Raw genomic sequence first — 14,821 nt, forward strand, 5'->3', positions numbered from 1 at the left:
CGTCACTGTCGGGCCTCAGCCCCAGTGCGGCGGGCGCTGCTCCTTCAACCACTCGTCGTGACCACCCTCGGCGTCGCCCCAGGACCGTGCATCATCCTCTGCCGCGAGCTTGGGCAGGACGGCGGCGGAGGTGTCCGTTTCGTCACCCGTACGTCCCACCGCGGTACCGCGGGCCGGGTGCTGCTCGTCCTTCCGCATCCTGGCGGCGTCCTTCCGTGTTCCGGTCTGGTCTGATGAGTCCCGCGGCGGCAGGCCGATGACCGACGATGCCCGCTCGGCGCATCCGTCGGGATCGGTGAAGACCTCGATGGTCCACAGCGGCAGGTAGCGCCAGCCCATGCGCTCGAGGACCTGGGGACGCAGCCTGCTCCGCTCGCGCACGGACATCGCGCCGTAGCGCTCCGTCCCGTCGGACGCGATGGCGAGCGGTGCGGGCCGCTCGTCCTGCATGCTCGCGGCGCTGCCGTCGGCGGCGATGTCCGCGGGCCGCACGGCGACGATGTCGAGGACACCGGCGTAGTGGTCCCAGACGTGCGCCCCGCGGTACCGGAGGCGATCCACCAGATCGGCCACCAGCGGATCCTCGTTGCTCTGGGAGGCAGCCGTACCCTGCCGTCCGCCGTCGCCGAGCTCGCGCTGCAGGAGTTCGAAGAAGTCCAGGGCTCCTGCGGTGAGCCGCTCGGGATCCAGATCCGCGGGCTGGAAGCAGGTCAGGACGTGCTGGAGGCGCCGGGCGCGGGTCATCGCCATGACGAAGTTGCGCCGCCCGTCGGGTGCCGACAGGGGACCGAAGGAATGCAGGGCGCGGCCGTGGGGTGTGCGCCCGAAGCCCAGCGAGAAGATGATGTCATCCCGCACCAGTCCCCCTGCCCGCTCGACGGGAACCACGCGGAACGCTTCCCTGCCGGGGGTGAAGAACTCCGCGGCCCAGGGGAACTCCGCCATCTGCAGGCGGATGGCCTCCCCCACCCGTGCCGCATGCCGGGCACTCGCCGTGACGACGGCGAGCGAGAAGCTGGGGCGGTGGCGGATGTGCTCGAAGACCAGTTCCACCACGCGGTTCACCTCGACCGCCACGCTCTCCACGCCGTCGTGCTCGGAACTCGGCATACCGGTGCCGTTGGGCAGGTACTCGACCACGAGGCCGCGACCCTCGCCGGTGACCTCGGACGCCTGCGGGAGGCGGGAGAGCTTCCCGTCGTAGAAGGCCTCGCTGAGGTAGGTGTCGAGGCTGCGATCGACCCCGCGATAGATCTCCGTCAGGCCCCGGACCGGCAGGACGTCGCGGAGCGCGTCGAAGGCACTGGGCAGGGGCTCGAGTGCGGACGCCCGATCGGCCGACTGCACCTCGATGCTGAACCGGCTGGGCCCTGCGAGGCGGTCGTCGCCGAACACCACGACCTGGCGGGACCGTGCGACGCAGGGCACCGCACTCTGCAGCGACATCGACTCGCCGTCGAGGACGACGGCGAGATCGAACCGGTAGCCCTCGGGCACCGCGCCGCGGATGGTGAGTGGACTCACGGCCCAGACGGGCAGCAGGGCCCCGACCAGATCCCGGTGCAGGCCGGCGAAGACCTCGAGAGTCAGGGTGCCGTCCTTGAGTTCCTGCCGGAGGCGGCCGGCGTCCTCGGGATGGTCCTCGACCGCTGCGCGCCACCGCTGGGCGAGCGTCCACCGGATGCGTGCGGGTCCCGAGGCGATGTGCGCGTTGTCCGCCAGGCGGAACTCGGCCTCCAGTTTGCGGAGGGACGTGCCGTCGGACATGGCCAGGTAGTCGTCGCCGCTGATCATGGCTTCCAGGGCGGACTGCCACCAGGCGAGTTCGAGCTCGGATCCCACACGGTCCATGGCGATCTCCCGCTCCGCCAGGTCGTCGAGCAGATCGGCCAGCCCCTGCTCGCGCATCTCGTCGAGGAGCAGCGTCCGTTCCGGCAGCGTCTCCAGGGTCTGCCGGTCCGCAGCGAGGTCACTGAGGATCACTTCCAGCCCGTCGAGGTCCAGTCCTGCCAGATCAGGACGGCGCGCCGTGTGGTGGAGGATGTCGGTCAGTTCTGCGAGTCGCGTCTCGACCGCCCGATAGGAAGCGTGGATCTCCGCCAGTCCCGTGGGAACGGATGGGTGGCGCTCGGTGAGGGCGTACCGCGTCCAGAGCGTGCGCTGCTGCTGGACCTCGAGCAGGGAGGTGTGGAGGTCGGAGATGTGCACGCCGGGCCGGATGTACTCCTTGGCCACGCGCCGGAGCCGGGACCGCGTCATCGAGCTCATCTCGATCTCCCGCTCCTTGCGCCAGGAGGACGGCGCCGTCGCGGAGATGAGGTCCGTGACAGGTCGGTCGAAGATGTCCGGGGTGAACTTGTCCAGGCTCTCCCGGACGGCGACGAGCAGTTCGAGCTGCTCGCCCCACTCCCGCACCGTTCCGCCGAGCGTGATGTGCGAGTGCTCGGCGACGCGCTGCACCTTCCCGCGCAGCTCCGGGAGCTCGGTGGAAAGCTGCTCGGCGAGCCCGTGCGCGTGCTCGGTCTCCTTCCGGTTGAGCAGCTGCGCCCCGTACCAGGGGCTCTCCGTCGAGGCCTTGCTGAAACTCCCGAGCTCCGCTGCCCGTCGGAGGCGCTCGGTGAGTTCCTGCCGGTTCGCGATCGAGTCCAGGACGCTGCGCTTGAGCCGCACGGTCGTCGAGGGCGCCGGGTCGAGGGCCGTCAGTCCCGCGAGGGACTGCATGGCCTGGTAGGGCGAGCAGCCCCAGCGACTGCGTACGTTGTGCAGGCTCCGGACATGCTCCGTCAGCTGGTGCCGGTGCCCGGTCAGGGTGGAGTGCAGACTCTCGAGCTGCGGCTCGACCGCCTTCTCGTTGCGGACCAGGGCGCGGATCACGGCCTCGCGCAGCTGCGCGGGACCCGTCTGGCTGCCCACCTGCAGGACCAGGGAGCCGAGGTCGAGCCCGTCCAGGTCCTGCACGAACTCGTTGAGGGTTCCGCGGCGCTCGGCCGCGACGACCACCCGCCGACCGGTGGCCGCGGCACGCACCGCGACGTTGAGGGCGGTCTGCGTCTGGCCTGTCCCGGGAGGGGTGGCGACCGCCAGACTGACCTCGGCGTCCACGAGGTCCAGGACGTCCTGCTGGGCCCGGTCGGCATCGAGGACCAGCAGTTCCTGGCCGGGATCGCGCTCGTCGGGGCCGGGGAACACGAGACCGTCGGCCGCGCCCACCAGGGCGGACGCGGCGACCTCGTCGCCGCGGGCCGCACCCATGAGGGCGGAGAGCACAGGGTGGTCCGGGTGGAGGGCGGGATCGCCCTTGACGCCGGCGAGGTCAGCGAAGGTGGACACGAGGACGCGGTGCTCCACGGACATGCCGCGCACGCCGTCGGCGAGGATGCGCATGCGCTCCAGGACCGGGTGCGGATCGAACCGTGCGGTCCCGTAGGCGAGGCGGGCGATGGCCCCCGGATCGACGTCGAGTCCCTGCTGGTTCCGGAGGTGCCGGACGAGCGCGGGATTCATCCGGGCCTGCTCGGTGATCTGCAGCTCGTAGTCGTCCTGCGAGGGGTGGACGGTGAGGGACACGGCGGTGAGCAGGACCGGGGCGTTGAGCGTCTCCGAACGTCCGGACCCGTCGACGGAGCGCCATGACGCCGTGCCGGCGGCGAGGTAGCCGACGTCGATCCCGCGCTCGGTCCCGAGCTCGAAGATCTTCGCCCGCAGAGCCCGCGCCGCCGCCTTGGCCGCACTGTACTGCACGGGATCGCGCAGGAGGGTGGACAGGCGCGTGCGCCGTCCGGCGAGCAGCTGGGCGAGTCCGGAGGGATGCGCGTGCGTGAGGTCGATACTCGTGCCGGCGGACGGGCGGAAGTGGAGCAGCGTATCACCGACGGCCTGCGGACCCAGGCCCTCCAGCCACGGCACCAGGAAGTCCTGCGCGGACGTGTCTGCGGAGGGTTCCGGGGGGACACCCGACGTGCTTCCGGCGGCGTGCGACGACGCTCCGGCTGCGTCCCGCTGGCGATCCGACGGCGTCCGAGCCGCGTCCCGCTGGTCCTGCTCCGGCACGGCGGCCTTCTTCCCTGCATTGTCACGAGCTGATCTCGACCAGATGGGCATGTCTTCCAAGCTATCCGAAAAGCGGACGGACCCCGCGGATAGCAACGCGGCCCGGGCGGACGGGAGTGGAGCCGACCCCACTCCCCTGTCCGCTTACTCCCATTCGATGGTTCCCGGCGGCTTGCTCGTCACGTCGAGCACCACGCGGTTGACGCCGTCCACCTCGTTGGTGATGCGGTTGGAGATGCGCGCGAGGAGGTCGTACGGCAGACGCGACCAGTCCGCGGTCATCGCATCCTCGCTCGACACGGGGCGCAGCACGATCGGGTGACCGTACGTCCGTCCGTCGCCCTGGACGCCCACGCTGCGGACATCGGCCAGGAGGACCACCGGCATCTGCCAGACCTCGTTGTCGAGTCCGGCTGCCGTGAGCTCGGCGCGCGCGATGGCGTCGGCCTTGCGCAGGAGGGCGAGGCGCTCCTCCGTGACGTCGCCGACGATCCTGATCCCGAGCCCCGGGCCGGGGAACGGCTGGCGTCCGACGATCTCCGCCGGCAGCCCGAGCTGGGCACCGACGGCCCGCACCTCGTCCTTGAAGAGCGTGCGCAGGGGCTCCACGAGTTCGAACTGCAGGTCCTCCGGCAGCCCGCCCACGTTGTGGTGGCTCTTGATGTTCGCTGCACCCTCGCCACCACCGGACTCGACGACGTCGGGATACAGGGTGCCCTGCACGAGGAAGCGGATGGGCTCGCCCTCCGCCTCGGCCTCCCGCATGATCGCGCGCTCGGCTTCTTCGAAGGCACGGATGAATTCACGCCCGATGATCTTGCGCTTGGTCTCGGGATCCGAGACACCGGCAAGCGCTTCGAGGAACCGCTTCTGCTCGTTGGCGACGTGGAGCTTGACCCCCGTGGCCGCGACGAAGTCGCGCTCGACCTGCTCCGCCTCGCCCTCACGCAGGAGCCCGTGGTCCACGAAGACGCAGGTGAGCTGGTCGCCGACCGCCCGCTGCACGAGTGCCGCGGCCACGGCCGAATCCACCCCACCGGACAGGCCGCAGATCACCCGTGCATCCCCGATCTGCTCGCGGATGCGATCCGCCTGCTCCTCCAGGATGTTGCGCGTGGTCCAGTTCGGATCCAGGCGCGCTCCGCGGAAGAGGAAGTTCTCGATGACCGCCTGGCCGTGCTGAGAGTGCTTGACCTCCGGGTGCCACTGCACGCCGTACAGCGCCTTGGCCTCGTTGGCGAAGGCGGCGACGGGGGCGCCGGCCGTGCTGGCGAGGACCTCGAAACCCTCGGGAGCCTCCTGCACGCTGTCGCCGTGGCTCATCCAGGCGTTCTGGTGCTCGGGCGTCCCCTCGAGGATGGAGCGGGACGCTCCGTCGGAGGTGATGTCCGTCGAGCCGTATTCCCTCAGCCCGGTCTTCGCGACCGTGCCACCGAGGACGCTGGCCATGGCCTGGAATCCGTAGCAGATGCCGAGCACGGGCACCCCGGCGTCGAACAGGTCCGCCTCGACCCTGGGCGCCCCCTCGGCGTACACGCTGGAGGGACCGCCGGAGAGGATGATGGCCGAGGGGTTCTTCGCGAGGATCTCCTGGGTACTCAGCGTGTGCGGCACGATCTCGGAGTAGACGTCCGCCTCACGGACACGCCGGGCGATCAGCTGGGCGTACTGCGCACCGTAGTCCACGACGAGGACAGGGCGGTGTTCGGAGCCGTTCTCGGGGGTAGTCACCCGTCAACAATAGTCTGCGCACTTCCGTGCCGCACATCAGGGACCGCGCGGGCCAGGGGAACTGCGGACCGTCCATCCGCTCGTCGAGACGGGGACGGCGCGAGCCTGCCGGGCACCGGCGCGAGCCGGCGGATCAGTACCGCGGCGCTGCCTCGGGGTGCTCGGCCAGGTCCGTCTCCGCCTGGGCATGGATCCGCTTCTCCACGACGAAGGACAGCAGGGGGACCACGCCGCCGAGCGCGATGAGGATGAACCGGCTGAAGGGCCAGCGCATGAACTGCCACAGGCGGAAGTCCGCGATGAGGTAGACCACGTACAGCCAGCCGTGCACGATCAGGACGGCCGTCGAGAGGTTGAACCCGCCCGCGGTCTCGGCGACCACCTCGGGCAGGAACTGCAGCGGAGCCCCACCCCCGGCAACGATCTCCGAGCCGTACCCGTACTTCGCCACCATCTCGACGACGACGAGGAGCAGCATGACGCCGGTGGCGTAGGCCAGCACCTTGTAGAGCTTCAGGGCCGAACGGATCTGCGCGTGGGTGCCCCCGAACCGACGCTTCTGCTTCGCCGGTGCGGACCGCCCGGTGGTCCGCGCGGAGGGGTTGCGGGCTGGTTCAGTCACGGTGGGTACCGCTTTCGTGAGGAGTGGTGGTTCGGGTCGCGTCCGAGCGCTCGGACGCGCCGCCGCGGCTGCCCCCGGCACGGGCGTGCCGGGCCTCTTCGGCGGCGTCCGCCTCGTCCTCGAGCATGCGGCGGTGGTCGTCGGCGACGAGCCGCCACCACAGGAAGAAGGCGAAACCTGCGAAGACGACCCATTCGATCGCATAGAAGATGTTGAGCCAGTTGAGGGGGGTCTCCTGGGGCTGCGGGCCGACGACGACACGGGACATGTCCGAGGCGAAGGGGACGGCCGCACCGCCCACCGACACGTCGGACGCCACGACGAAGGCCGAGTAGGACCGGACGTCCCAGAGGTTCGCGAGCTCCGCCGTGGACAGGGTGGGAACCTCTCCCTCGACCGGTCGCTGCACCTCGGGCGCCTCGGGTGGCAGCAGCCGACCGACGACGGAGGCGGGTCCCTCCTGCTCCGGCAGCGCCGAGGCGTCACCGTCCTCCTGCACCCAGCCGAGCACGACGGGTATGACGGCATCCCCTGCTGTCGCTGCATCATCGGGAGCGGACACCGCGGAACCATCAGGAGCGGAGTCAGCGGGCGAGGCGGCCGCGTCGGACGCGCCGGCAGCCGGTGCCACGGCGAATCCCTGCACCACCCAGGAGCCGTCGTCGCCCTCGAGGAGCCTGTTCTGCACCAGGACCCGCGTACCGGGCAGGAACTCGCCGTCGAGTGAGACCATCTGGTCAGCGGCCGTGGCGTAGAGCGGAGTGAGGGGCTGGAGCACGTCCGTGAGGGGGCGCACCTGCTCGGTGGTGCTCGGCGCGGGCGGCGGCTCCTCGCGGGAGGAGGTGAACTGCCACTGGCTGAGGAGCACGAAGACCGAGGCGATCGCCATCGCGAGGATCAGCATGAGGATCCATCGAGGCTTGAGCGCGGTCTTCAACACCCCTCCACGGTACTTCGTACCTCTGTAGAACAGCGAATGACGATGAAGAGGATCACTGCCGGCACAGCGACCCGAAAACTGATTGGGAAATCCCTATCGCATTGTCCGGAGGCGGTCTAGGATGGATCCTCGTGCGTGCCTTTCCCTATCCCCTGACCTCCGAGCCGGACCTGCGCTCCCCCGCGCGCTACCTGCTCTGGCTGGGCGGCCTCCAGAAGGCGACGCTCGCCGCGGGGATCCTCCTCGGCACCGTCTGGATGGCATCGCAGGCCGTGATGCCCTTCGTCCTCGGCAGGGCGATCGACGACGGTGTGATCGGCGGGGACGCAGGCGCGCTCCTCGGGTGGGCAGCAGCACTGCTCGGGCTCATGGTGGTGCAGGCGGTCTCGGACACCGCGACCCACCGGGCCGGCGTCAGCAACTGGATGCAGGCGGCCTTCCGGTCCGTCCGCCTGGTCGGCCACAAGATCGCCCGGACCGGGGACGCCCTGCCCACCGCACTCTCGACGGGCGAGGTGGTCTCGACGGCGGCCTCGGACGCCTTCCGGCTCGGTGAGGTCTACGAGGTCCTGACCCGCCTGGCCGGGGCGGCCGCCGCCTGGGTGGTGGTGACCGTCCTGATCTGGCAGACCTCCGCCGTCCTCGGCGTCGTGGTGCTGATCGGCGTCCCGGTGTGCTGCGCGCTGCTGCTGTTCGTGGTGAAACCCATGCAGGCGCGGCAACGTGAGCAGCGCGAGGCCTCGGGCAGGATGACGGCGGTCGGCGCGGACACCGTGGCCGGTCTCCGCGTGCTGCGCGGGATCGGCGGGGAGCACATCTTCGTCGACCGCTACCGGGTGAAATCGGCCGCGACCCGCGACTCCGGCATCCGGGTGGCACACTCCCTCGCCGACCTCGAGGCCTCGCAGGTCTTCATCGCCGGGGCCTTCAGCGTCGTCTTCACCTGGGTCGGCGCGTCCCTGGTGCTCTCCGGTGACATCACGCCGGGCGAACTCGTGGCCCTCTACGGCTTCTCGATCTTCCTCATGACCCCCGTCCGCGCAGCGGCGGACTCCGTGGCCCGCTTCATCCGCGCCCATGTCGGCGCGCGCAAGATCATCGCCGTGCTGTCCGTGGACGCCAACGTCTCGGAGAGCGCGACCACCGTTTCGGCGCCCCCGCCCGGGTCCGTCCTCGTCGACGAGCGCTCCGGCGTCGTCGTCGAGCCCGGCCTGCTCACCGCCGTCGTCTCCCGCGAACCCGCCGAGTCCACCGACGCCGTCACGCGCCTCGGCCGCTTCGAGGACGCCGTCCTCGAGGAGGCTACCGTGCGCTGGGGAGCCGCCGACCTGCGGCACGTCCCGCTCGCCGACATCCGTGCGCGCGTCGTCGTCAGCGAAGCGAGCCCCCACCTGTTCAGCGGTCCGCTCCGTGCCCAGCTCGACCCGCGCGGCACGCACGAGGACGGCGCCGTCCTCGCCGCCCTCGAGGCGGCGAGCGCGCTGGACATCCTCGACGGACTGGAGGGCGGGCTCGACCACGAGGTCACGGAGCGCGGCAGGGGCTTCTCGGGTGGTCAGCGCCAGCGCCTCGTCCTTGCGCGCGCCTATCTCACCGAGGCGGAGAACCTGGTGCTGGTGGAGCCGACCAGCGCGGTGGACGCCCACACCGAGCAGCGCATCGCCGCGCGCCTCGCCGGCGCACGACGGAGCGAGGGCCGGACCACCGTGGTGGTGACGGCGAGTCCCCTGGTGCTGCGGACGATGGACCGCGTCCTGTTCATGGAGGGCGGGCGAGTCACGGACCGGGGTACGCACAAGGAGCTCATGAACCGCAACGACGAGTACAGGAACGTGGTGATCCGCAGTGAGTAGCACCGCGAAACTCCCGGTCGCCGCGCCCCGGACGGTGCGGGACGAGGCGGCGCGCCTCATCCGGCACCACCGGAAGGGCCTCGGGTCCGTGATCGCCCTGTACGTCGGGTCGGCCGTCGCGGGCCTCGCCGGGCCCCTGCTGCTCGGCATCCTCATCGACGCCCTCGCTGCAGGGACGACGTCGGGCTTCGTCGCGGCCGTCTCGCTCGGCATGCTCGGATTCCTCGCCGTCCAGTCCGTCCTCCGCCGCTTCGCCGTCCGCTCGGGCATGGTCTTCGGCGAGCGCGTCTTCGCCGAGCTGCGCGAGGACTTCATGCGGGACGTCACCGCCCTTCCGCTCTCCACCGTCGAGAAAGCGGGCACGGGCGATCTCGTGGCCCGCACCACCAACGACATCGACGCCGTGTCCCACACGGTGCGCTTCGGCGTACCGCAGGTCGTCGTGTCCGTGGTGACGATCGTCCTGACCCTCGGCGCCGCCGTCGTCACCTCGCCCGTGCTGTCCCTCGCCCTGCTCGTCGGGCTGCCGCTGCTCTGGCCGGCGACGCGCTGGTACCTCCGGCGCAGCGCGGCCGGCTACATGCGTGAGCGCGAGACGTACGCCGTGGTGAACGGGACCATCACCGAGACCATCGAGGGCGCGCGCACCGTGGATGCCCTGAGCCTCGGGAGCCTGCGCCGCGAGGACCTCGACGAGGCCCTCGGTTCGAGCTTCCGGGCCGAGCGCTACACGCTGTGGCTGCGCTCCGTGCTGTTCCCCGCCGCCGACATCGCCTTCTGGCTGCCCGCCGCGGCGGTGCTGCTGTGGGGCGGCTGGCTCGCCGGCCAGGGCCTCGTGACCCCGGGCGCGGTGGCCGCGGTCGCGCTCTTCGCGGTACGGCTCATCGACCCCGTGGACCTGCTCATCATGTGGACCGACGAGATCCAGGTGGGTGCTGCCTCGCTGGCGCGGATCGTCGGCATCAAGGACGTCGAGCCGGACCGCCACGCGACGACGGCGGAGCCTGCCGACGAGGACATCGTGGTCTCGGGTGCCAGCTACGCCTACCGCCCCGGCCACAACGTCCTGCACGCGGTGGACCTGACCCTGGTGCGCGGCGAGCGCCTGGCCGTCGTCGGACCATCGGGTGCCGGGAAGTCGACGCTGGGACGCCTGATCGCGGGGATCCACCCGCCGACGTCGGGCTCGGTCACCGTGGGCGGCGTGCCGCTCGTGGACCGCCCGCTCGACGACCTGCGGCGCGAGGTGGCACTCGTGACCCAGGAGCACCACGTCTTCGTGGGCTCCGTGTCCGACAACGTGCGGCTCGGGCGCGCGGATGCCGGCGACGGCGAGATCGAGGACGCGCTGCGCAGCGTCGGGGCGCTGGACTGGGTCAAGCAGCTCCCGGAGGGCGTGGAGACCGAGGTGGGTTCCGGTGCCTACGAGCTCGCTCCGGCCCAGGCGCAGGAACTCGCCCTGGCCCGGCTGATCCTCGCCGATCCGCACACGCTGGTCCTGGACGAGGCGACGTCGCTGATCGATCCGCAGGCCGCCCGTGATCTCGAGCGCTCGCTGAACGCGGTCCTGGAGGGCCGCACGGTGATCGCGATCGCCCACCGGCTGCACACCGCGCACGACGCCGACCGCGTGGCCGTGGTGGAGGAGGGCCGGATCGCGGAGCTCGGCTCGCACGACGAGCTGCTGGCGCTCGATGGAGCGTACGCCTCGCTCTGGAACTCCTGGCGGAGCGAGTAGGCGGAGCACGTCGGCGGAGCGAGTAGGCGGAGCACGTCGGCGGAGCGAGTAGGCGGAGCACGTCGGCGGAGCGAGTAGGCGGAGCACGTCGGCGGAGCACGTCGGCGGGACGCTCGGAAGGTGCCGTCCTGCCGGGCCGGGCGGTCGTTCGCGGATTATGAGGCAGGACCGGCGTGTCGGTACAGGACACGCCGCATAGGAGGAACGGAGGAGCCGGACGATGCGGACGAGGGAACGCCCCGCCGGGCGCTAGTGGTCGAAGAACACCAGCGAGGAGTTGATGAGCTCCGCGATGACCTCGGCGTCGTGCGCGCGGCGCAGCGACTCGCGGAAGTTCTCCTTGAAGAGGCTGCGCGCGATCGTCGCGAGGACCTCCAGGTGCTCCGAGAAGGACTGCGCGGGGGTGGCCATGAGGAGCACAAGGGTGGCGGGCCCGTCCACCGCGCCGAAGTCCAGGCTGTGGCCGAAACGCGTGACGCCGACGGCGATCGACGTCTGGTTCACGTACTCGCTGCGCGCGTGGGGCAGACCGACGCCGCCGGGCAGGCCGGTCGCCATCTGGTGCTCACGCGAGTTCACCTGGTCGAGGAAGGCCTGCAGGTCCGAGATGCGCCCGGCGGCGTGCAGGCGGCTCGCGAGCTGCGCCGCCGCGTCCTCCTTCGAGGCCGCCTCCATCTCGAGGATCACGAGGTCGGGCGTGGTCAACAGGGCGTCGTGCAGCTCGGAGGACAGATCGCTCACTGTGTGCCTTTCGAAGATCCCACGGCCGCGGCCACCGGGTGCCCGGTCGCCGCGCGCCGGTGAGGGACTGCTCGTCGCGGCCCGCCCGGCCCTCCTAGCTTAGCGGGACGATATCGTGCACACCCATGCGTGCGCTGTCCGCCGAGACGTCGTCGGGCTGCTCCTGGCTGAGCCGCTCCGCCTCCACGCGTGCCCGGTAGTGCGTGACCTCGCGCTCGGCCTGCTGCTCGCTCCAGCCGAGGAACGGCGCCATGAGCTCGACCACGACGGGAGCCGCTGACACGCCGCGGTCCCAGGACTCGATGGAGATCCTGGTGCGTCGCGTGAGGACGTCGTCGACGTGCCGGGCGCCCTCGTGGGTGACGGCGAAGACGACCTCCGCTCGGAGGTAGTCGTCCGCGCCGGGCAGCGGCCGGCCGAGCGAGGGATCCTCCCGGATGAGGTCCAGCACCTCCGTGGCCTGCGTGCCGAAGCGCTGCAGGAGGTGTTCGACGCGTGCGACGTGCACGCCGGCGTCGTCGGCCAGCTTCGCCCGCATGTTCCAGGCCGCCCGGTAGCCCTCGGCGCCCAGCAGCGGGACGGTCTCGGTGCAGCTCTCGGGCACCTTCTCGTCGAGTGCGCGGGTCGCCTCGTCCACGGCGTCCTTCGCCATGACCCGGTACGTGGTCCACTTGCCGCCCGCGACGACGACGAGCCCCGGCACGGGGTGCGCGACGACGTGTTCGCGGGACAGCTTCGCGGTGGAATCGTTCTCGCCCGCGAGGAGCGGCCGCAGCCCGGCGTACACACCCTCGACGTCCTCGCGCGTCAGGGGCCGCTTGAGGACCTTGTTGACGTGCTCCAGCACGTAGTCGATGTCCTTCGAGGTGGCTGCCGGGTGCGCCTTGTCCAGGTCCCAGTCGGTGTCCGTGGTGCCGATGATCCAGTGGCGTCCCCAGGGGATGACGAAGAGCACTGACTTCTCGGTGCGGAGGATCAGGCCCACCGTGGACTGGAAGCGGTCGCGGGGTACCACGAGGTGGATGCCCTTGGACGCCCTGACCTTCATCTGGCCGCGATCGGTGACCATCGCCTGGGTCTCGTCCGTCCAGACCCCGGTCGCGTTCACGACCTGCTTGGCGCGGATCTCGAACACGTCCCCGCTCTCCTGGTCCTTGACCCGGGCCCCGACCACGCGCTCGCCCTCGCGGAGGAAGTCGACGACGCTGACGCGGTTCGCGGCCCGGGCACCGTAGTGCTGCGCCGTGCGCACCATGTTGACCACGTAGCGGGCGTCGTCGACCTGAGCGTCGTAGTACCTGATGGAGCCCACCATGGCGTCGTCCTTGAGACTGGGAGCGGCGCGGAGCGTGCCCTTCCGGCTCAGGTGCTTGTGGAAGGGGACACCGCGCGAGTTGCCGCCGGTCATGCTCATGGCGTCGTACAGGGCGATCCCCGCGCCCACGTAGGGACGCTCGACGAAGCGCCTGGTCAGCGGGTAGAGGAACGGGACGGGCTTGACGAGGTGCGGCGCGATGCGCTGGATCAGCAGTCCGCGTTCCTTCAGCGCCTCCTGCACGAGCGCGAAATCGAGCATCTCCAGGTAGCGCAGCCCGCCGTGGATCAGCTTCGAGGAGCGCGACGACGTTCCCGATGCCCAGTCGCGGGCCTCGACGATGCCGGTGGTGAGCCCGCGCGTGACGGCGTCGAGGGCGGCCCCGACGCCCACCACTCCTCCGCCGACGATCAGGATGTCGAGTTCCCTGCCCGGCTCCGTCGTGTCCCTGAGCGCCCTCAGCGCATCGTCGCGGTCCTGCGGACTGAGTGCACCGGATGCCATGGCCATACCCTTCGTCGGGAGGTTGTGAGCCCCTGGGGAGCTACGGCAACTGTAATCCCATCAGTCGTTGGAGACATAGGGCGAGAGGACCACTTCCACCCGCTGGAACTCCTTCAGGTCCGAATAGCCGGTGGTGGCCATCGCCCGGCGCAGCGCACCGATCAGGTTCGAGGTCCCGTCCGTGTGGTGCGAAGGACCCCACAGCACCTCCTTGAGCGGTCCGACGGTGCCGATGGCGACCCTGTCGCCACGCGGCAGTTCGTGGTGGTGCGCCTCCTGGCCCCAGTGCCAGCCCTGCCCGGGCGCCTCCTCGGCCCGGGCGAGCGCGGACCCGAGCATGACGGCGTCCGCGCCCATGGCGATCGCCTTCACGATGTCGCCGCTGACGCCCATCCCGCCGTCGGCGATGACATGCACGTACCGGCCGCCGGACTCGTCCAGGTAGTCGCGGCGGGCGCCGGCGACGTCGGAGATGGCGGACGCGAGCGGTGAGTGGATCCCGAGCGCGCGGCGCGTGGTGGTGGTGGCACCGCCCCCGAAGCCGACGAGGACCCCCGCGGCGCCTGTCCGCATGAGGTGCAGCGCGGGCGTGTAGCCGGCTGCGCCGCCGACGATCACGGGGACGTCGAGCTCGTAGATGAACTTCTTGAGGTCCAGCGGCTGCTCGTTCTTGGAGACGTGTTCGGCGGACACCGTGGTGCCGCGGATGACGAAGATGTCCACGCCCGCGGCGAGGACGGTCTTGTAGAACTGCTGGGTGCGCTGCGGGGTGAGCGATCCCGCGACCGTCACGCCGGCCTCGCGGATCTCGGCCAGGCGGCTGGTGATGAGCTCGGCGCGGATCGGCGCCTCGTAGAGCTCCTGCATGCGCAGCGTCGCGGCGGGGCTGAAGTCCCCGGCACTCAGCCCGGCGATCTCGTCCAGCACCGGCTGCGGATCCTCGTACCGGGTCCACAGTCCTTCGAGGTTCAGGACGCCGAGGCCGCCGAGTCGACCCAGGGCGATGGCCGTGGCCGGGGACATGACCGAGTCCATCGGCGCGGCGATGACGGGCATCTCGAACTGGTACGCGTCGATCTGCCAGCCGACCGAGACGTCGAGGGGGTCCCGGGTCCGGCGGGAGGGCACCACCGCCACGTCGTCCAGCGAATATGCCCTGCGTCCGCGCTTGCTTCGGCCGATCTCGATCTCGTAAGTCACTGCTCTAGGTTAGCCCAGCGCGCGTACCGTCCCGGCGGCGTCGACGCTCCGTGACGCCGCCGGGACGGCCTGACGCCGGTACCCCGGATCGGCCGGACCAGGCGGGTCCGGCCGATCCGGTCGGGTC

Annotated in this window: 9 protein-coding genes; 2 read left to right on the forward strand and 7 right to left on the reverse strand. The window is 70.8% G+C overall.

The annotated features are described in order from the left end of the window. Window positions 1-15: 15 nt before the first annotated feature. From FNH21_RS02840 to FNH21_RS02855, 4 genes are all read right to left on the reverse strand, one after another. Window positions 16-4,101, reverse strand: coding sequence for a DUF4011 domain-containing protein (locus FNH21_RS02840; protein WP_152812160.1), 4,086 nt, complete (start codon window positions 4,099-4,101; stop codon window positions 16-18). Between the two features lie 93 nt (window positions 4,102-4,194). Beyond that, entirely contained in the window at window positions 4,195-5,781 is a 1,587-nt protein-coding gene (gene guaA / locus FNH21_RS02845; RefSeq protein WP_191931555.1) for a glutamine-hydrolyzing GMP synthase, read from the reverse strand. 133 nt (window positions 5,782-5,914) lie between these two features. Continuing rightward, window positions 5,915-6,403 (reverse strand): DUF3817 domain-containing protein, encoded by a 489-nt coding sequence (locus FNH21_RS02850; protein WP_191931556.1) that lies wholly within the window; start codon window positions 6,401-6,403, stop codon window positions 5,915-5,917. Then, entirely contained in the window at window positions 6,396-7,343 is a 948-nt protein-coding gene (locus tag FNH21_RS02855; RefSeq protein ID WP_338403133.1) for an SURF1 family protein, read from the reverse strand. Before FNH21_RS02855 ends, FNH21_RS02850 begins: the two co-directional genes overlap by 8 nt. A 131-nt stretch (window positions 7,344-7,474) precedes the next feature. On the opposite strand from FNH21_RS02855, the gene FNH21_RS02860 reads away from it, so the two are divergent. Both FNH21_RS02860 and FNH21_RS02865 read left to right on the forward strand, forming a co-directional pair. Next, a complete protein-coding gene (locus FNH21_RS02860; protein WP_191931557.1) occupies window positions 7,475-9,196 on the forward strand; it encodes an ABC transporter transmembrane domain-containing protein in 1,722 nt (573 codons plus the stop codon). After that, window positions 9,189-10,934 (forward strand): ABC transporter transmembrane domain-containing protein, encoded by a 1,746-nt coding sequence (locus FNH21_RS02865; protein ID WP_191931558.1) that lies wholly within the window; start codon window positions 9,189-9,191, stop codon window positions 10,932-10,934. The genes FNH21_RS02860 and FNH21_RS02865 overlap by 8 nt, the downstream gene beginning before the upstream one ends. Window positions 10,935-11,183: 249 nt before the next feature. On the opposite strand, the gene FNH21_RS02870 is transcribed toward FNH21_RS02865, so the two are convergent. The 3 genes from FNH21_RS02870 to FNH21_RS02880 all read right to left on the reverse strand — a co-directional run bounded on the left by FNH21_RS02870 (window position 11,184) and on the right by FNH21_RS02880 (window position 14,694). Then, a complete protein-coding gene (locus FNH21_RS02870; protein WP_055769300.1) occupies window positions 11,184-11,666 on the reverse strand; it encodes a PTS sugar transporter subunit IIA in 483 nt (160 codons plus the stop codon). Between the two features lie 103 nt (window positions 11,667-11,769). Continuing rightward, a complete protein-coding gene (locus tag FNH21_RS02875; protein ID WP_152812164.1) occupies window positions 11,770-13,494 on the reverse strand; it encodes a glycerol-3-phosphate dehydrogenase/oxidase in 1,725 nt (574 codons plus the stop codon). Between the two features lie 60 nt (window positions 13,495-13,554). Then, entirely contained in the window at window positions 13,555-14,694 is a 1,140-nt protein-coding gene (locus FNH21_RS02880) for a GuaB3 family IMP dehydrogenase-related protein (RefSeq protein WP_055768435.1), read from the reverse strand. Window positions 14,695-14,821 lie beyond the last annotated feature (127 nt).

The organism is Arthrobacter bussei, assembly GCF_009377195.2.
In the GTDB taxonomy this organism is placed as follows: Bacteria; Actinomycetota; Actinomycetes; order Actinomycetales; family Micrococcaceae; genus Arthrobacter_D; species Arthrobacter_D bussei.